19 protein-coding genes are annotated in these 16094 nt (G+C 63.3%); 12 read left to right on the forward strand and 7 right to left on the reverse strand.

Going from position 1 to position 16094, the window contains the following annotated elements; genetic code table 11:
* Positions 1 to 27 precede the first annotated feature (27 nt).
* Complete coding sequence (locus tag VFW72_RS11300) at positions 28 to 477, reverse strand: SRPBCC family protein (protein WP_329674399.1); 450 nt, start codon at positions 475 to 477, stop codon at positions 28 to 30.
* 90 nt (positions 478 to 567) lie between these two features.
* Between VFW72_RS11300 and VFW72_RS11305 the strand changes: the two genes are divergently transcribed.
* On the forward strand, positions 568 to 1080 hold the full coding sequence (locus tag VFW72_RS11305; RefSeq protein ID WP_329674400.1) for a flavodoxin family protein: 513 nt from the start codon (positions 568 to 570) through the stop codon (positions 1078 to 1080).
* Between the two features lie 135 nt (positions 1081 to 1215).
* Here the strand turns inward: VFW72_RS11305 and VFW72_RS11310 are convergent, their stop codons facing one another.
* Positions 1216 to 1362: a hypothetical protein gene (locus VFW72_RS11310; protein ID WP_329674401.1), complete on the reverse strand. Its 147-nt coding sequence runs from the start codon at positions 1360 to 1362 to the stop codon at positions 1216 to 1218.
* A gap of 233 nt (positions 1363 to 1595) precedes the next feature.
* Here VFW72_RS11310 and VFW72_RS11315 point away from each other — a divergent pair, with 233 nt between their 5' ends.
* The 5 genes from VFW72_RS11315 to VFW72_RS11335 all read left to right on the forward strand — a co-directional run bounded on the left by VFW72_RS11315 (position 1596) and on the right by VFW72_RS11335 (position 8876).
* Positions 1596 to 2978: a TolC family protein gene (locus VFW72_RS11315; RefSeq protein WP_329674402.1), complete on the forward strand. Its 1383-nt coding sequence runs from the start codon at positions 1596 to 1598 to the stop codon at positions 2976 to 2978.
* Complete coding sequence (locus tag VFW72_RS11320) at positions 2978 to 3610, forward strand: hypothetical protein (RefSeq protein ID WP_329674403.1); 633 nt, start codon at positions 2978 to 2980, stop codon at positions 3608 to 3610. The genes VFW72_RS11315 and VFW72_RS11320 overlap by 1 nt, the downstream gene beginning before the upstream one ends.
* Position 3611: 1 nt before the next feature.
* A complete protein-coding gene (locus VFW72_RS11325) occupies positions 3612 to 4754 on the forward strand; it encodes an efflux RND transporter periplasmic adaptor subunit (protein WP_329674404.1) in 1143 nt (380 codons plus the stop codon).
* Positions 4755 to 4761: 7 nt separating this feature from the next.
* Positions 4762 to 7866 carry an efflux RND transporter permease subunit gene (locus VFW72_RS11330; RefSeq protein ID WP_329674405.1) on the forward strand — a complete coding sequence of 1035 codons (3105 nt, stop codon included), beginning with the start codon at positions 4762 to 4764 and terminating at the stop codon, positions 7864 to 7866.
* An 86-nt stretch (positions 7867 to 7952) separates the two neighbouring features.
* Positions 7953 to 8876, forward strand: a complete 924-nt coding sequence (locus VFW72_RS11335; RefSeq protein WP_329674406.1) for a diguanylate cyclase — start codon at positions 7953 to 7955, stop codon at positions 8874 to 8876.
* A gap of 15 nt (positions 8877 to 8891) precedes the next feature.
* On the opposite strand, the gene wrbA is transcribed toward VFW72_RS11335, so the two are convergent.
* Positions 8892 to 9494 (reverse strand): NAD(P)H:quinone oxidoreductase, encoded by a 603-nt coding sequence (gene wrbA, locus VFW72_RS11340; protein ID WP_329674407.1) that lies wholly within the window; start codon positions 9492 to 9494, stop codon positions 8892 to 8894.
* Positions 9495 to 9688: 194 nt separating this feature from the next.
* On the opposite strand from wrbA, the gene VFW72_RS11345 reads away from it, so the two are divergent.
* From VFW72_RS11345 to VFW72_RS11355, 3 genes are read left to right on the forward strand one after another with little or no spacing between them, the layout of a single operon-like run.
* Positions 9689 to 10327 carry a hypothetical protein gene (locus VFW72_RS11345; RefSeq protein WP_329674408.1) on the forward strand — a complete coding sequence of 213 codons (639 nt, stop codon included), beginning with the start codon at positions 9689 to 9691 and terminating at the stop codon, positions 10325 to 10327.
* A gap of 10 nt (positions 10328 to 10337) precedes the next feature.
* Entirely contained in the window at positions 10338 to 10616 is a 279-nt protein-coding gene (locus VFW72_RS11350) for a hypothetical protein (protein ID WP_329674409.1), read from the forward strand.
* 42 nt (positions 10617 to 10658) lie between these two features.
* Complete coding sequence (locus VFW72_RS11355) at positions 10659 to 11084, forward strand: hypothetical protein (protein WP_329674410.1); 426 nt, start codon at positions 10659 to 10661, stop codon at positions 11082 to 11084.
* Here the strand turns inward: VFW72_RS11355 and VFW72_RS11360 are convergent.
* Both VFW72_RS11360 and VFW72_RS11365 read right to left on the reverse strand, forming a co-directional pair.
* Positions 11071 to 11958 (reverse strand): SDR family oxidoreductase, encoded by an 888-nt coding sequence (locus VFW72_RS11360; protein ID WP_329674411.1) that lies wholly within the window; start codon positions 11956 to 11958, stop codon positions 11071 to 11073. The two genes, VFW72_RS11355 and VFW72_RS11360, sit on opposite strands and share 14 nt — an antisense overlap.
* A gap of 13 nt (positions 11959 to 11971) precedes the next feature.
* The gene (locus tag VFW72_RS11365; RefSeq protein ID WP_329674412.1) at positions 11972 to 12463 is read right to left on the reverse strand and encodes a c-type cytochrome; all 492 of its coding nucleotides are present in this window, start codon (positions 12461 to 12463) and stop codon (positions 11972 to 11974) included.
* Positions 12464 to 12610: 147 nt separating this feature from the next.
* Here VFW72_RS11365 and VFW72_RS11370 point away from each other — a divergent pair, with 147 nt between their 5' ends.
* Complete coding sequence (locus tag VFW72_RS11370) at positions 12611 to 12859, forward strand: DUF3297 family protein (protein WP_329674413.1); 249 nt, start codon at positions 12611 to 12613, stop codon at positions 12857 to 12859.
* Between the two features lie 27 nt (positions 12860 to 12886).
* Here the strand turns inward: VFW72_RS11370 and VFW72_RS11375 are convergent, their stop codons facing one another.
* Entirely contained in the window at positions 12887 to 13540 is a 654-nt protein-coding gene (locus VFW72_RS11375) for a DsbA family oxidoreductase (RefSeq protein ID WP_329674414.1), read from the reverse strand.
* 202 nt (positions 13541 to 13742) lie between these two features.
* On the opposite strand from VFW72_RS11375, the gene VFW72_RS11380 reads away from it, so the two are divergent.
* Complete coding sequence (locus tag VFW72_RS11380; protein WP_329674415.1) at positions 13743 to 14390, forward strand: DUF47 domain-containing protein; 648 nt, start codon at positions 13743 to 13745, stop codon at positions 14388 to 14390.
* A 16-nt stretch (positions 14391 to 14406) separates the two neighbouring features.
* Positions 14407 to 15417: an inorganic phosphate transporter gene (locus tag VFW72_RS11385; protein ID WP_329674416.1), complete on the forward strand. Its 1011-nt coding sequence runs from the start codon at positions 14407 to 14409 to the stop codon at positions 15415 to 15417.
* A 10-nt stretch (positions 15418 to 15427) separates the two neighbouring features.
* Here VFW72_RS11385 and alkB read toward each other — a convergent pair whose 3' ends face one another.
* Positions 15428 to 16087, reverse strand: coding sequence for a DNA oxidative demethylase AlkB (gene alkB / locus VFW72_RS11390; protein ID WP_329674417.1), 660 nt, complete (start codon positions 16085 to 16087; stop codon positions 15428 to 15430).
* Between the last annotated feature and the right edge of the window lie 7 nt (positions 16088 to 16094).

Below are 16094 nucleotides of genomic sequence, written 5' to 3' on the forward strand. Positions count from 1 at the left end.
GGGTTCAGGCTCGCATGAGTGGTGTGGTCAGCCCGGAATCTCGGCTTCGACCAACTGACCCAGCAGTTGCAACGACTCCTGCCACCCGAGGTAGCAGCCCTCCACTGGGATCAGGGCCGGTATGCCTTCTTGAACGATGTGGACATCCGTACCGCATGACACCGGACGCAGGACCACCGTGGTGCGCATGGTGCCGGGCAGGTTGGTGTCATCAAAGGCATCGGTATGGACGATGCGCTCGTTGGGCACCAACTCCACATACTGACCGCCAAACGAATGCACCTGCCCATTCGAGAAATTGGTGAATGACATCTTGTAAGAGCCCCCGACCTTCACGTCGAGGTGATGCACCTTGGCAGTGAAACCATGTGGGGGCAGCCATTTGCACATGGCATCGGCGTCGAGGAATGCGCGATAAATGCGCTCGGCGGGGGCGCGCAACACGCGATGCAGGGTCACGGTTCCGGATGTGCTCATGGTGGGCTCCTGGCTGAATCAGTTGGATGACGGCTGGCGACATCATCGTCGTAAACCTGCGTGGCACCAAGAGTGGCCTATGCTTGTGGCATGAAGCCAACCCGCACCTTGCTCATTGTCTATCACTCGCTGACCGGCGGAACCCGTCAGATGGCGCAGGCAGCCCACGATGGGGCGATGCGTGCCAGCCTGGTGGAGGGCGATTTGCAGGTGCGATTGCTTCCGGCCACCGAGGCGGGCCCCGCCGATGTGCTGGCTGCCGATGGCTATGTGTTTGCCACGCCAGAAAACCTGGCTGCCATCAGTGGCTTGATGAAGGATTTCTTTGACCGCTGCTACTACCCCGTGCTCGACCAGATCAATGGTCGCCCCTATGCCAGCCTGATCTGTGCTGGCAGCGATGGCCACAACGCGGCGCGGCAAATCGATCGCATAGCCACGGGCTGGCGTTTGAGAGCGGTGGCTGAGCCGTTGATCGTCTGCACCCATGCGCAAACACCCGAGGCGATTGCGGCGCCGAAGCAAATCGGGCCGGACGACCGGGTGCAATGCGAAGCGTTGGGTGAGGCCTTGGGAACCGGGTTGCTGTTGGGGGTGTTCTGAAATGGCTCCACAAGCGCAAGCGCATGCGTTAGGATGCGAATGACTCTTATGTGGCGACGCTTCCTGCTTCTTCTGCTGTGTGTGCTGATTCCTCTGAAGGCTGTCATGGCCGCGGAGTGCGATTGCCCGTCTTTTTCAGAAGCCGTGACCCTGAACGCGCAGGGCCACCATGTTGTCGACATGCAGTCGGCGCACCAGTTTTTTGAAGCGCATCACCATCACAGCCACGCCGTCAGCTCGCATGGGGATGATCAAGATGCGTCCCAGCACAGTGATCACCATTGTGTCGGTACCTTGGGCTGGTTGTTGCCCTCGTCGTTGACCCTGGCCCAGTGGGTTGGCGTGCCTCATGCCATGCCCGGCTGGCTAGATCGCCCTCTGCCAGCTCCCGTTCTCGAACAGCCTCCTCGTCCGCCTCATTGGGGTGCGTGAAGCGCATCGGGTGAGGGCCTTCGTGCCCGCCCGAGCGCCAGATTCCGTCTTGGATTTCTGACCGCTGACGAGAGGACATTCCTGTGTATTGTTTCGATTCTGCCGCCAGGCAGAGCCGTGGCCGTTCGGCCCGCGGCCTGCTGGGCGTGACGTTGGCTATGTTGGTGTTGGCTCCGCAGGCCAGCCAGGCCGGCTCGGGTGAGCCGGCCCCATTTGATCGACCTCAACAGGCGGTCGTGTCGCCCGGTGTGGATGCGGGGCACGCGCATTTGCCTGAGGTGTCCAGTCTGGCTACGCTGGTCGAGATGGCCTGGGCTCGTTCGCCCCAGGCGCGTCAGCTGGAAGGCGCGGCTCGTGAGGCACAAACTCAAGCAGAAGCTGCTGGTGCGTGGTTTCCCGCTGCGCCCACGGTGTCGTTGGGGCAGAGGTCGGGCAGCCGGCCGGGCCAGCGCCCCCTGCGTGAGCAGGAAGTCGCTGTCCAGGCGCCGTTGTGGCCGCTGGGGCAACGCTCCGCCAGTCAGCGCAGTGCTGAACTGGCGCAGGCCTATGCGGGAGCCGCGGTGGTGGCACACCGGCTGGCGCTGACTCGCCAGGTGCGCGAGCGTGTGGCGGACCTGGCCCTGGCAGACGTGCGCGTGCGCCAGGCGCGCGCCCATCTGGCTGACCTGGAGGTGCTGGAAGCCGATGTGAAGCAGCGCGTGCGAGCGGGTGACCAGGCCGAGTCGGATGCCTTGTTGGTACGCCAGGACGTGCTGCTGGCGCAAACCGAAGTCAGGCAGGCCCAGCTCGATCAGATGGAGGCAGAGCACGCCTTCCATGTGCTGGTGGGGGAGGCGCGTCCGCCGAGTGACGTATCCAGTGAGCGACTGGAATCGATGCTGCCTCCCATCAATGAGGCAGAGCTGTCGCTGTCTGTCGACGAGATCCGACAGCGCCTCAGCCAGCACCCTGCCATGTTGGCCGCACAGGCGGCCGCCGAGCAGCAGGCCGTTCGGCAAGACCTGCTCAGGCGTGGGGCCAGTGCACCGTGGGAGTTGGGGCTGCAACACCGTCGCGACCAGGAGGCCGATGTGAATCGCATCACGCCGTCGTGGGGCATCAGTGTGATGATTCCGCTGGCGGCGGACCCGGATCGCCGCCAGGCCGCGGTGGCGGCGCAAACAGCCGCTGATGTGGCGCAGGCCGAGGCACGCCGACTGGCCGATCAGTTGGAAACCGAGTGGCTGGAGGCGCAGCAAGGGGTTCGGCATCAACAAGCCATGCTGGATCACATGCAGGCCGCCTCGGCTGCGGCCCAGACGCGTGCCCACTGGATCAGAAAAGCCTATGCCCTGGGCGAGATGAGTTTGACGGAACGCTTGCGAGCCGAATTGAGCTGGCAGCAGGCCGCGAGCCGGGTGATGCAACAACGTGCGTGGTTGGCCAAGGCCAGAGCACGCCTGAGCTATGCGCAAGGAGCGCAGTGATGAAGCGAAACAGACAACTGTGTGGGACGCATGGTGCAGCCATCGTGCTGGCCTTGGCTGGCTGCTTCGGTGCGCCAACCTGGGCCCATGGGCCCGAGGGTGATCATGATCATGGCGCCGCTGATTCAGCCGCGATAGAGTCATACGGGGCGCACGCGGCACCTCGTATGGAGGCCCGCACCGAGGCCTTTGAGCTGGTGGCCACGCTCGAGGCGGGCGAGCTATCGGTGATGGTGGATCGCTATGCCACCAACGAACCGGTGCTGGGCGGTCAGGTCGATGTCGAAGTGAATGGCATCCGGGCCCAAGGGACTTTCCATGCAGATCAGGGTGACTATGCCTTCACCGACCCGGCCTTGCTGAAAGCCCTGGCTCAACCGGGGCACCATGCCTTGGTCTTCACCGTCGTGAGCGGGGATGACAGTGACCTGCTTGAAGGCGCCTTGCATGTCGAGCCTGATGCGATTCAGGCGCAGCCAACATCCCATGCCCTGCTGGGCTTGGCTCGCTGGCAGGGCATCGCCCTCGTGGCGGTGCTGATACTGATCGTGGCAGCGGTCGCATGGCGCATCGCCAGTCGCCGATCGGCGCGACCTTCGTCTACAGAACCATCCCAAACTGGCGAGGCATGACATGCGTAGCAAGCTGATGATTTTGGTGGCACTCTCAGGCTGTTTGGCTCTGGCAGGCTCGGTCTGGGCTGGCCCGGGTGCGCATGGTCCCAATGGGGAGCATCTGGATGCGACCGCTTCGGTGGGGGCGCCTGCCGGTTTGCATCGTTTGCCGGATGGCCATGTGCAGGTGCCCAAGTTGGCGCAGCGTCGCATGCAAGTGCGCACCGTGGTGGCTGAGACGGGCACCTATCCCACCACCATGGTGCTCAATGCCCGAGTGGTGATGGACCCCGCCTCCGGTGGGGTGGTGCAGGCGGCCATGGCCGGTCGCATGGAGGCGGCTGCGGGTGGGCTGCCAGTCGCCGGTCAGGCGGTTCGCAAGGGGCAGGTCTTGGCCTATATCCAGCCCGCCATGGGGGGGGCAGAACGAGGCTCGCAACGCGCGGCCTTGGCCGAGGTGCGGGCGAGCCGCTTGCAGGCCGAAGCGAGGGTCAACCGACTCAAGCAGCTGGAAGGCGTGGTGCCGCGCAAAGAAAGCGAGGCCGCCCAGTGGGAGCTGCAAGGGCTGCGTGAACGCGAAGCCGCTTTGGCTCAATCGCTCGAGGGCAGGCAAGCCGTGCTGTCCAGCACCGATGGGGTTCTGGCCAGTGCGCGGGTGCTCCATGGCCAGATGGTGGAACCGCAAGCGGTGTTGTTCGAGATTGTTGACCCCAAGCGGATGCTGATTGAGGCCCGCGTCAGCGATCCCGCATGGGCCAGCCAGATCCGTGCTGCTTCGGTGCAGCAAGCGCCTGATCTGGCGCTCAAACTCGTGGGCGTGGCGCGAGTCATGCAAGAGGGGGCGGTTCCGGTGACCTTCCGCGCCAGCACCAAGGCCAACGGCGATCCGGCTGCATCCAGTCCCTTGGCCATCGGTCAGCCGCTGACCTTGGTGGCCGAGTTGGGGCAGCGGCAAGAGGGCGTTGCCTTGCCGTCCGAGGCGGTGGTGCGCAGCCCGGCCAACGAGCCGATTGTGTGGGTGAAGGTCAGCGCCGAGCGATTCGCGCCGCAGCCGGTTCAAGCGCAGCCCCTCGATGCCCAGCGCGTGCTGGTCACGCGGGGGCTGTCGGCCAACAGCCGGGTGGTGGTGCAAGGCGCCTCCCTGATCAACCAGATTCGCTGAGGCGGCCATGTTCAACTGGATCGTCAGACACAGCCTGCAGCAACGCCTGTTCGTGCTGGTGGGGGCCTTCATTTTGATGGCCTTGGGGGTGTTCACCGCCATGCGCACGCCGGTCGATGTGTTCCCTGACCTCAACAAGCCCATCGTGACCGTGCTGACCGAGGCCGGTGGCATGGCGCCGGAAGAGGTCGAGCAACTGGTAACCTTTCCCCTGGAGACGGCCCTCAATGGCATGCCCGGGGTGACCCGCGTCCGCTCCACATCGGGCGTGGGTTTGTCGGTGGTGTATGCCGAGTTCGATTGGGGCACCGACATCTATCGCAACCGTCAACTGGTAGCCGAACGGCTGGCCCTGGTGAAAGAGCAACTGCCGGGCCGGATCACACCCGTGATGGGGCCCGTGTCGTCGATCATGGGCGAGATCATGCTGATTGCCTTGCCCATTGAGGCCGATCAGGCAGCTACGCCCATGCAGGCACGCGACTACGCTGAGTGGGTGATGCGGCCTCGCTTGCTCTCGGTTCCTGGGGTGTCCCAAGTGATTCCGATTGGTGGCGAGGTGCGGCAGCTTCGCATCGAACCCGATACGGCGCGCATGGCGCAGTTTGGCGTGTCGCTGACCGAGGTCGAATCCGCCTTGAAGGGCTATGCCGGCAATGCCGGCGGCGGTTTCATCGATCTCAATGGTCGTGAATACCTGATTCGCCACCTGGCTCGTACCACCCGAGTCGAGGACCTTCAAGGCTTGGCGGTGCGCTGGTCCCAGGGGCATCCGGTCTTGCTTGAGCAGGTGGCCACGGTTCGCTATGCCCCGGCGCTCAAACGGGGCGATGCCGGCTACAACGGCAAGCCGGCCGTCATTCTCAGTGTGCAAAAGCAGCCTGGAGCCGATACGGTCGAGCTGACCCGTCGTATCGATGAGGCCCTGGCCGAGTTGCGGCAAGGTCGCCCTGCTGGATTGGCCGCCCCTCAGGTCTTGTTCCGACAGGCAGACTTCATCCAGGCCTCTGTGAGCAACGTGGTGGAAGCCCTGCGCGATGGGGCCATCATGGTGGCCATCGTGCTGTTTGCATTTCTGCTCAGCGCCCGCACCACCGTCATTTCCCTGCTGGCCATTCCTTTGTCGTTGGCGGTCACGGCCTTGGTGTTTCATGCGCTGGGGCAGTCGATCAACGTGATGACACTGGGTGGTTTGGCCATTGCGATTGGTGAGTTGGTGGACGATGCGGTAGTCGACGTGGAAAACATCGTTCGGCGTTTGCAACTCAACCGACTGGCGGCAGAACCCTTGCCAGTCATGGAAGTGATCTGGCGCGCGTCGGTTGAGGTGCGGTCGGGCATCGTCTACGCCACCGTGGTGGTGGTGCTGGTGTTCGTGCCCTTGTTTGCGTTGCCGGGCATCGAGGGGCGTCTGTTTGCGCCCTTGGGGGTGGCGTACATCGTGTCCATTCTGGCGTCCATGCTGGTGTCCATGACGGTCACGCCCGTGCTGTCGTCGTGGTTGTTGCCCCGCATGAAGCGCCTGGGGCATGGCGACAGTCCTTTGGTGGCCTGGCTCAAACGGCAAGACACGCGGCTGCTCAACTGGTCGTTTCCGCGCATGCGCGGATTGCTGATGGCGGCCGTGCTGGTGGTGGTGCTGGCGGCGGCTTCGGTGCCGTTTTTCCCGCGCACTTTTTTGCCGGCCTTCAATGAGGGCTCGATGGTGCTGTCAGTGTTGTTCACGCCGGGTACCTCCCTGGCGGAAGCCAATCGCATGGGGGCCTTGGCAGAGAAGTTGATCCGCGAAGTGCCCGAGGTGGTTCAGGTCGGTCGCCGTACCGGGCGAGCCGAGCAAGACGAACACGCTGAAGGGGTGCACACCTCCGAGATCGAGGTGGACCTGCGGCGCAGTCAGCGCGGGCGCGAGGCCATCATGGCTGATCTGCGCCAGCGCTTGTCAGTGTTGCCTGCGGCGGTGGCGGTGGGACAGCCCATTTCGCATCGGCTCGACCACCTCTTGTCTGGCGTGCGGGCTCAGATCGCGGTGAAAATCTATGGCGACGATGTCGATGCCCTGCGCGGGCTGGCCGAGCAATTGCGCAGTCGCCTGGCCCCTATTCCAGGGCTGGTGGATCTGACCGTGGAGAAGCAAGTGCTGATTCCCCAGATCAAGGTCAGCGTGGACCATCGCAAGGCCGCCCAGCTGGGGCTGACGCCAGGGCAGGCCGTGGAAGCTTTGCAGACCTTGTCGGAGGGGCAAGGCGTGAGTCAGGTGCTGGATGGGGCGCGTCGATACGATGTGGTGATCCGACTGGCCGATCAAAGCCGAGGTCCGCGAGATCTGGCCGGCTTGTTGCTGGATACGCCCGCTGGCCGCGTGCCCTTGTCTTCGTTTGCCACGGTGGATGAAAGCGATGGTCCCAACCAGATCGGGCGGGAAAACGGGCGCCGCCGCATCGTCGTCTACGCCAACACCGATGGTCGGGACATGGCCCAGGTGGTGCACGATATTCGCGCGCACATGACGCGTCTGGCTTTGCCTCAGGGCTACTTCGTCAGCCTGGAAGGACAGTTCCAGGCGCAGGAACAAGCCACCCGTCTGATTGCCGGTTTGTCGCTGCTGTCTTTGACCCTGATGTTCCTGGTGCTGTATTCGCGCTACCAGTCAGGCATCCTGGCCTTGGTCATCATGGCCAACATTCCCTTTGCCCTGGTCGGCAGCGTGGTGGCCATGTGGGTGGCCGACTTGCCCTTGTCGGTGGCCACTCTGGTGGGTTTCATCACCCTCACAGGCATTGCCACACGCAATGGCATCCTCAAGATCAGCCACTACATCAATCTGTGCAGGCTGGAGGGTGAAACATTCGGGCAGGCCATGATCGTGCGGGGCTCGTTGGAGCGCTTGACCCCGGTGTTGATGACGGCCTTGGTGGCGGCCTTTGCGCTCTTGCCCTTGCTCATGTCAGCCGATGCGCCGGGCAAGGAAATCTTGCACCCGGTGGCCGTGGTCATCTTCGGTGGGCTGATCAGTTCCACCTTGCTGGATACGGTGCTGACTCCGCTGCTGTATGCCCGGTTCGGACGACAGGCCACGGCTGATCTGGTCGGGCAAGGTGAGCACCCGATGTAATACGGTATGAGGTATGCTGGCGCGGCCGATTGTCTGCTGCGTTTGTCTGCTGCGCGTTTGCGCTGGCTACCCGAAATTCCGTGACGATGTCTTCGCCTCTGACCTTGGAAGAAATGCGCTCGGTTCTGAGCGCCATGCCTGACCCCGTGTTCATTCTGACCCGGACAGGCCGCTATGCCGCGGTTTACGGTGGCACCGACGAGCGCTACTACCACGACGGCAGCGGCTTGGTCGGCACCCGCATCTCGGATGTCATCAAAGAGGACAAGGCGCAGTGGTTTCTGGACCAGATCGAGACCGCCTTGCGTGAACGGCGCCTGCTGATCAACGAATACACCCTCTCTGGCAGCGATGTCAAAGGCTTGACGGAAGTGGGGCCGAGTGAGCCGATCTGGTTCGAGGGACGCGTTCAGGCCGTTTCTTTTGAGGTGGAAGGCGAAGAGGCTGTGCTCTGGGTGGCCAGCAACATCACGGCGCGCAAGCAGATGGAATCACGTTTGCGCGAGCTGAGTGAAACCGATCCGCTGACCGGCTTGTTCAATCGGCGCCGGCTGTTGCAGGCGCTCGAAGTGCAGCGGCATCACCTGACGCGCTACGGGCGTGCGGCGGTGGTGCTGGTGTTTGACATTGATCATTTCAAGCGCATCAACGACGAGCTCGGGCATCAGGCCGGAGACGATGTGCTGGTGAAAGTGGCAGACGTGTGCCGTGCCACCCTGCGTGCGACCGATGTGGTGGCCCGCATCGGTGGGGATGAGTTCGTGGTGCTCATGCCCGAGACCTCACTGGCGCAGGCCGAGCCCATTGCTCAGCGTTTGCGCCAGACCTTGGTCGAGCAACTGCACAAGATGCTGGGCCGGCAGATGACATCCGCCGTCGACGTGACCGTGAGTGGCGGATTCAGCGAGCTGCAGCTGAGCGACTTGCGCCCCGAAGACGTGTTCGCTCGCGCCGACTCAGCCCTGTATGAGGCCAAGCGAGGCGGTCGCAACCGCGTCCTGCCTCGCTAGCCTGGCCGGTACAGATCAGGCGCCGAACAGCTTGTTGGCGGTTTCGGCGATCAGCTTGCCCTGGTGGCGTGCCCCCTCCAGCTCAATGGCGCTAGGCTGGCGCTCACCCTTGCCGCCGGCGATGGTGGTGGCGCCGTAGGGGCTGCCGCCGACCACTTCGTCAAGGGTCATCTGGCCTTGGTGGCTGTAGGGTAGGCCCACGATGGTCATGCCGAAGTGCAGCAGGTTGGTGATGATGGAAAACAGCGTCACTTCCTGGCCGCCATGCTGGGTGGCTGTTGAGGTGAAGGCGCCGCCAACCTTGCCGTTGAGAGCGCCGCGGGCCCACAGGCCTCCCGCTTGTTCGAAGAAGTTGGCCATTTGCGAAGGCATGCGGCCAAAGCGGGTGGGGGCGCCGACGATGATGGCGTCGTAGTGTTCCAGTTCGGCCACCGTGGCGATCGGGGCAGCCTGATCCAGTTTGAAGTGGGCCGCCTGGGCGATCTCGGTGGGCACCGTTTCCGGCACGCGCTTGACATCCACCGTGGCGCCGGCGGAGCGGGCGCCTTCGGCCACAGCCTGGGCCATGGTTTCAAGGTGACCGTAGGACGAGTAGTACAGAACGAGGACTTTGGACATGATGACTCCTGGCTGGAGGTGGGGGGAGCGGTCCGTTTGAACCGCAGTGAAGTCATTATTCGAGATGCCCTGTGTCCTGAGGTCGCGTTGTTTTGTCGGGATCGTTGAAATTGATTGAATGCCGAATGGGTAGGGTGACGCACCTTGGCACACCTTCTTACGCACGCTGGTCTGGCGGGCGCTAACATCGAACCATGCACATTGATCGTTTGCTTGCCTTCGTCCCCGTCCTCGGGGCATGGGTCTTGTTGGCCGTTTCATCTGGGGGGGCGTGGGCCGCGCCGGATGAGGTTCGGCAACCCACTCATCAAGAGGCGTCGGACTGCGCGGCAGCCTTCGAAGGGCGCATTCTTCAGCGTCGAACCGAGCCGCGCACGGACACGCGGAATCAGGCCATCTTGCGAGACGCGGAACTGGGTTTCACCTTTGTGGCCGTGGCTTACAAGCAGGGGTTGCGCAACCCCGAGGCCGATCAAATGCTCAAGGCATCCGAAAAGCGCTGGGCCACGTTGACTGAGGCGGAACGGCGCAAGCGGCTGGCGCAGTGCAGCACCTGGTCGCAGCAACTCTTTGATGAGTTCAATGGATTTGAGCGCTATCTGGTGCAAAACCGGGCTCAGGCGCGGGTTGATCGTTTGCTGAAGAAGGAAGCCGCCGCGGCCACTGTTCGCCCCAGTGCGGTGAAGCCGACGGTGCCGGCGGTGGCGCCCGCGTCAGCCGCCTCTGCTTCGGCTGTGCCCGCTTCAGCGCCGCCATCTGCTCCCGCCTCGTCGGCCTTGCCAGATCCGGCAGCCAGCCACAGCCCCAGCTCGGCTGCATCTGAGTTGAATTGAAAGCAGGTTCATGAGCATCGTGGTGTATTGGCTGACCCAAGGGCAGCCTTCGGTTCAGATTTTTCAGGATGACCAGCTTCTGGCTGCGCTGGCCTTTTCAGAGGCCAAACGCAAGGAGAAGGACGCCGATGGACGCCCTTTGCACAACCATGTGGTGACCAATTCCGAGTTGGGCGACTGTGTCAGTCAGCCTGGTGTCAGCGATGACAGACCGGCCGACTACAGCTGGAGCAAGGCGCACCGTGGCGGTCCACCGAACCCACAGGGAACTCCCAAGACCTTGGGGTGATCAGAAACTGAACCGATCTTGTCGCTGAAGGAGTCAAACGCCATGTGGCAGAAGAACTGGAGTCTTTCCCTGTGTGCAGCCGCCCTGGTTTTCATGACCAGTGGCATTGCGCGTGCGCATGATGATGCCTACCTGGACACGCAAAAGGCGCCGCATGGCGGGCAGTTGCGCATGGCGGGGGCCCAGCACCTGGAGTTGGTGCTGGTCAAAGACAGCCCGACGGCCGCTGACAACCCGGTGTATGTCTATGTCACCGACCACGCCGGCCAGGTGTTGCCCACGCAAGGCGCGACCGGCAGCATCACGCTGCTGAGTGGGAAGAACAAGGTGACAGCGGCGTTGCAGCCCGACGGCGAAAATCGCCTCAAGGGCGTGGCGCGTTACGCCTCCACGCCTGGCATCAAAGCCGTGGTGAGTGTGAAGCTCAAGGGGCAGGCGGCCGAGCAGGCGCGTTTCACCCCTTTTTGACGGGCTTGGATGGCCGCGTAGACGCGAGTTGGTCGAGCTGAAATTGCCGGCTCAGGATGCGGTCAAGCTGCCGGTCGCTGAGCCAGCGTTTCAAGGCCGGCATCAGCCGGCTTTTCTCGCCAATGCGAACCACGGCCGGGCCATTGGCACGCCCGAGTTGGGCCACCAGCTGGCTGGCAAATTCGGCTGCCGGCGTGGCATTTTGCTGGCTGCCATGGGCCCGTGCCATCACGGCATCGCGAATGCGGTGGTAGGGTGATTGGGGCGGCACCGAAACGCCTTGCCCTGCCGCATCGCCAAAGCCAGATTCAATGCCGCCTGGCTGAACCGTGGTGACCCGGATGCCCAAAGGCGCCAACTCCATGCGCAAGGCATCTGACAGGGCGTTTACTGCAGCCTTGCTGGCGCAATAGGCCCCGGCAAACGGCGTGGGCATGACGCCTGACACGCTGCTGATGTTGACGATGTGACCGTGGCCACGCGCGACCATTTCGGGCAGCACGGCTTGAATCAGCGCCATGGGTGCAAACACATTGACATCGAACTGGCGTTGCCACTCGGACAAGGGCAGGTCCATCAAAGGGCCCATGGCGCCGTAGCCTGCGTTGTTAACCAGGGTGTCAATTTGCCAGCGCTCTTCGCGCAACTGGCTCAGCAGCGCTTGTCGGCTGGCCGCATCGGTCACATCCAGCGGTCGTGTCAGCATGCCGAGTTCGGCCAAGGGCGCCAGGGTCTCGACGCGGCGGGCTGTGGCGCAGACCCGGTAGCCTTGGGCATGGAAGGCATGCGCCAGGGCCTTGCCGATGCCCGAGCTGCATCCGGTGATCAGGACGCCATGGCCGACGTTCGGCGTGCTTGTCTCGGTCGCAGACATCAGGGCACCTCGGTTAACGGGCGGGTCGTCCTGGGCCTTGTGTGCCCTCCGAGCGCGCCGACAGGTAGGCGTACAGGTCGGCAATCTGGGCGTTGACTTCGGGCTCGTCTTCCCATGCGGGCATGGTCAGGGCACCGGCTTGGCGCTTCAGAATCGCTTCCACCAGTTGATCAAGCGTGGCCGAGTCGCCGTTGACGCGTGCGGTGGGCATCCCCCAGTCGTAGCGTTTGAGCACCACGCTCATGAACTGCCGTGGCCCCATCTCGCGCAGGCGAACCAGCAGATCTGGCGCAGTACCCTGTCCGGTGGCGCTGGCGCCATGGCAGCTGGCACATTTGCCTTGAAACACGCGCCAGCCGGTGTAGACCGAGCCGGGAGGCTTGGCCAGTTCGGCCATTTCCTGAGCCGGTTGGCGGTTCTGCCACTCGATGGCGCAACCGGCCAGGGTCAGCGCAGAAATCAGAGCGGCGCTCAGCAGGTACTTGCGTTGAAAAAGCCTGTTCATGGCAGAGGTCTCCTCAGAGTCTGGCCGGTGGTGTGCGAGATCCCGGCTTCGCTTTCAGTATCGCCTTGTTTCTGTGTCGTGGCTGTTGTGGCAGCGCCGAATCCTGGACAATGATGGCCTTTCGCGACTCCTGCAACTTTTCAAACCATGAACGACACCACGTCTGCCCCCGCGCTGCCTGATCGCCTCTCGATCGACCCCACCAGCCCGCACCACGTTGCGGCCGTGTTCGAGCGCGACGTGGGCATTCTTTTCAATGGCAAGGAACGCTTCGATGTGGCCGAGTACTGCATCAGCGAAGGCTGGATTCGCGTGCCCGTGGGCAACAAGGTCGACCGCAAGGGGCGTCCTCTGACGGTGGCCCTCAAGGGCAAGGTCGAAGCGTTTTACAAATAAGCGCGCGCTGCTTCGGCCGGGAACGCCTCAGGCCTGATCTGCGGCGATCTGCCGAAGCGCCTGTTCAAACACCTCCACCGGTTGTCCGCCGGAGATGAGGTGTCGATCGTTGATGATCACCGCGGGCACCGAACGGATGCCGTGCGAGGTGTAAAACGCCTCTTGCTCGCGCACGTCCTGCGCATGAGCGTCCGAGTCCAGAACCTGCCGAGCCGCTTGCGTGTCCAGGCCGGCCCGTGCCACGGCACCCAATAACACCTCGGGGGAAGACATGTCGGCCCGGTCTCGGTGGCAGGCCACCAGCAAGGCCTTTTTCAGCGCCATCTGTTGGGCCGGGGCTGTTTCCCCCGCCCAGTGCAGCAGCCGGTGGGCATTGAAGGTGTTGTAAATGCGGCCGCGCCCGTCGGCGTTGAACTCGAAACCCACTTCGGCGCCGCGCTGGCGAATGCGTTCGCGAATCTGGGCTTGCTCGACGGCGGTGCTGCCGTACTTGCGGCTCAGGTGTTCGGTGATGTCCTCGCCTTCGGGCTCCATGTGCGGGTTCAGTTCGAAGGGCTGTGTCTGAATCGTGGCGGAGACCTCGCCTGCCAGATTGGCCAGTGCGCGCTCCAGAGCCGCCAGGCCGATGGCACACCATGGGCAGGAAATGTCGGAGACGAAGTCGATTTTCAAGGTCACCATGGCGTGTCCGAGCGGTCGCGATGGCAGCCATGCTAGCCACAGTCGCATTTCCTGATCTGGATCAGGGCAATAGGATCACACACGGATCACAGATGCGCCGCTTGCCAAATCCGGCCGCGGGGGTGGGTAGTCAGGCGCTGAGCAGGCGGGTAAAATCCCCTACCTCAAGTCAATGTCACCCTCGTGACGCGCGAGAAAATTCATGATCTTCGGAAAGCTGCTGCCCCGTGAGGGCAATTTTTTTGAGCTGTTCAACCAGCACGCGAACCACATCGTTTCTGCGGCCAAGGCGTTCGCAGACCTGGTCAAGCACTACAACGACCCCGAACAACGTGAAAAATTCAACAAGGACGTGGACAACGCCGAGGGCGCAGCTGACACGGTGACCCGTGAAGTGAACCGTTTGCTGCACATGACCTTCATCACCCCCATCGATCGCGAGCAGATTCACTCGCTGATCAACACGATGGACGATGTGGCTGACCTGCTGCAAGACGCGGCTGAAACCATGGCCCTGTACGACGTGCGTCGCATGACCGACGAAATCGTTCGTCTGACCGACCTGTGCGTGAAGAGCTGCGAGCGCCTGAAAACGGCCGTGTCCATGCTGCACGACATTGGCAACGCCAAGACCGCTCAGGCCGCGCTGAAGACCTGCGAAGAGATTGACCAGCTGGAATCGGATGCCGACCGCGTGATGCGCGCAGCCATGAGCAAGCTGTTCCGTGAAGAGCCCGATGTGCGCGAGGTGATCAAGCTCAAGGCCATCTATGAGCTGCTGGAAACCGTCACCGACAAGTGCGAGGACGTGGCCAAGCTCATCGAGGGTGTGATCCTCGAGAACTCCTGATCCGGGAGGTCTCATCATGGCAACCATGCAGGTGGCCCTTTGGGTCATCGTCTTCCTGGTGGTGTTGGCGCTGCTGTTCGATTTCATGAACGGTTTCCACGACGCTGCCAATTCGATCGCCACCGTCGTGTCCACGGGGGTGTTGCGCCCCACGCAGGCTGTGGTGTTTGCGGCGTTCTTCAACTTTGTGGCCATCTTCATCTTCCACCTCAGCGTGGCGGCCACCGTGGGCAAGGGCATTGCCGACAAGGGCGTGGTCGACGTTTACGTGGTGTTCGGCGCCCTGAGTGGGGCCATCACCTGGAACGTGATCACCTGGCTCTATGGCATTCCCAGCAGTTCCTCGCATGCGCTGATTGGCGGCATCGTGGGGGCCGTGATGGCCAAGGCCGGCGCAGGTGCCCTGATGGCCAGCGGCATCATGCGGACCGTCACCTTCATCTTTGTGTCGCCTTTGCTGGGTTTCACCCTGGGCTCGCTGATGATGGTGCTGGTGGCTTGGGTGTGCCGTCGGGTCTCGCCCTCGCGGGTTGACCGCTGGTTCCGTCGCTTGCAGTTGGTCTCGGCCGGGGCCTACAGCTTGGGCCATGGCGGCAATGATGCGCAGAAAACCATCGGCATCATCTGGATGCTGCTGATCTCGACAGGCTATGCCTCTGCGGCGGACAAATCGCCACCCACATGGACCATCGTGGCCTGTTACGCGGCCATCGGCCTGGGCACCATGTTTGGTGGCTGGCGCATCGTCAAGACCATGGGTCAGAAGATCACGAAGCTCAAGCCGGTGGGCGGCTTCTGTGCCGAGACCGGTGGCGCTTTGACGCTGTTCATCGCCACGGCGTTGGGTGTGCCTGTCTCGACCACGCACACCATTACGGGGGCGATCGTGGGCGTCGGCTCGGTGCAGCGTGCGAGTGCCGTGCGCTGGGGCGTGGCCGGCAACATCGTCTGGGCCTGGATCCTCACCATTCCGGCGTCGGCTTTTGTGGCGGCCGTGGCTTACTGGGTGAGCTTGCAGTTGTTCTGAGCCAGGCGGCTTAGCCCGCTTTTCTGAAAGTGAAATTGATGCGACGCTCTCCCAGCAGGGGGTGCGTCGCATTTTTCATGGGCAAGATCCCGTGAAACCGCAGGCGGTCGACCCCACCCCAGACGACCACATCGCCGTGGAACAAGGGCACGCGGGCCGGGCGCTCACTGCGGCTGAGACCGCCGAACTGGAACAGGGCGGGAATGCCCAAGGAAACCGAGACGATGGGCTGGCTCAGGTCGCGTTCGTCCTTGTCCTGATGAAGGCCCATGCGGGTGCCCGGCTCGTAGCAGTTGATGAGGCAGGCGTCTGGCTCGAAGTTCGCAAAGCCAGCGTCGCTGGCGGCTTGTCTGGCCAGGTCTTGCAAGACCTCGGGCATGGCAGGCCAGGGCATGCCGGTTTGGGGATCGACCGGGCTGTAGCGATAGCCTCGTCGGTCGGTCACCCAGCCCAGGGGGCCGCAACTGCTCAGGGCGACCGACATGGTTTGCCCGCCTGGCGTGACCATGTGGCGAAAGGGGGCCTGCCGGGTGACCGTGTCGATGGCTTGTACCAGGTCCCGATCCAGGGCCAGGGCGCGGCCCCGCAGCACCACGGCTTGCGGCCCAAGCCATTCCTGGCTACCCGCGGGCAGGGTGGAAGGCTCATCGGGAAACAGGTCCAGTGTCATGGGCGGC

The organism is Aquabacterium sp. (genome assembly GCF_036273115.1).
Classification (GTDB): Bacteria; Pseudomonadota; Gammaproteobacteria; order Burkholderiales; family Burkholderiaceae_C; genus Aquabacterium.

Coding starts and splice junctions, on each gene's coding strand:
- VFW72_RS11345 (WP_329674408.1), top strand. CDS start 9,689: ATGCACATTGATCGTTTGCTTGCCTTCGTCCCCGTCCTCGGGGCATGG.
- alkB (WP_329674417.1), bottom strand. CDS start 16,087: ATGACACTGGACCTGTTTCCCGATGAGCCTTCCACCCTGCCCGCGGGT.
- VFW72_RS11300 (WP_329674399.1), bottom strand. CDS start 477: ATGAGCACATCCGGAACCGTGACCCTGCATCGCGTGTTGCGCGCCCCC.
- wrbA (WP_329674407.1), bottom strand. CDS start 9,494: ATGTCCAAAGTCCTCGTTCTGTACTACTCGTCCTACGGTCACCTTGAA.
- VFW72_RS11355 (WP_329674410.1), top strand. CDS start 10,659: ATGTGGCAGAAGAACTGGAGTCTTTCCCTGTGTGCAGCCGCCCTGGTT.
- VFW72_RS11380 (WP_329674415.1), top strand. CDS start 13,743: ATGATCTTCGGAAAGCTGCTGCCCCGTGAGGGCAATTTTTTTGAGCTG.
- VFW72_RS11365 (WP_329674412.1), bottom strand. CDS start 12,463: ATGAACAGGCTTTTTCAACGCAAGTACCTGCTGAGCGCCGCTCTGATT.
- VFW72_RS11320 (WP_329674403.1), top strand. CDS start 2,978: ATGAAGCGAAACAGACAACTGTGTGGGACGCATGGTGCAGCCATCGTG.
- VFW72_RS11310 (WP_329674401.1), bottom strand. CDS start 1,362: ATGGTGATCACTGTGCTGGGACGCATCTTGATCATCCCCATGCGAGCT.
- VFW72_RS11335 (WP_329674406.1), top strand. CDS start 7,953: ATGTCTTCGCCTCTGACCTTGGAAGAAATGCGCTCGGTTCTGAGCGCC.
- VFW72_RS11385 (WP_329674416.1), top strand. CDS start 14,407: ATGGCAACCATGCAGGTGGCCCTTTGGGTCATCGTCTTCCTGGTGGTG.
- VFW72_RS11375 (WP_329674414.1), bottom strand. CDS start 13,540: ATGGTGACCTTGAAAATCGACTTCGTCTCCGACATTTCCTGCCCATGG.
- VFW72_RS11330 (WP_329674405.1), top strand. CDS start 4,762: ATGTTCAACTGGATCGTCAGACACAGCCTGCAGCAACGCCTGTTCGTG.
- VFW72_RS11305 (WP_329674400.1), top strand. CDS start 568: ATGAAGCCAACCCGCACCTTGCTCATTGTCTATCACTCGCTGACCGGC.
- VFW72_RS11360 (WP_329674411.1), bottom strand. CDS start 11,958: ATGTCTGCGACCGAGACAAGCACGCCGAACGTCGGCCATGGCGTCCTG.
- VFW72_RS11325 (WP_329674404.1), top strand. CDS start 3,612: ATGCGTAGCAAGCTGATGATTTTGGTGGCACTCTCAGGCTGTTTGGCT.
- VFW72_RS11370 (WP_329674413.1), top strand. CDS start 12,611: ATGAACGACACCACGTCTGCCCCCGCGCTGCCTGATCGCCTCTCGATC.
- VFW72_RS11350 (WP_329674409.1), top strand. CDS start 10,338: ATGAGCATCGTGGTGTATTGGCTGACCCAAGGGCAGCCTTCGGTTCAG.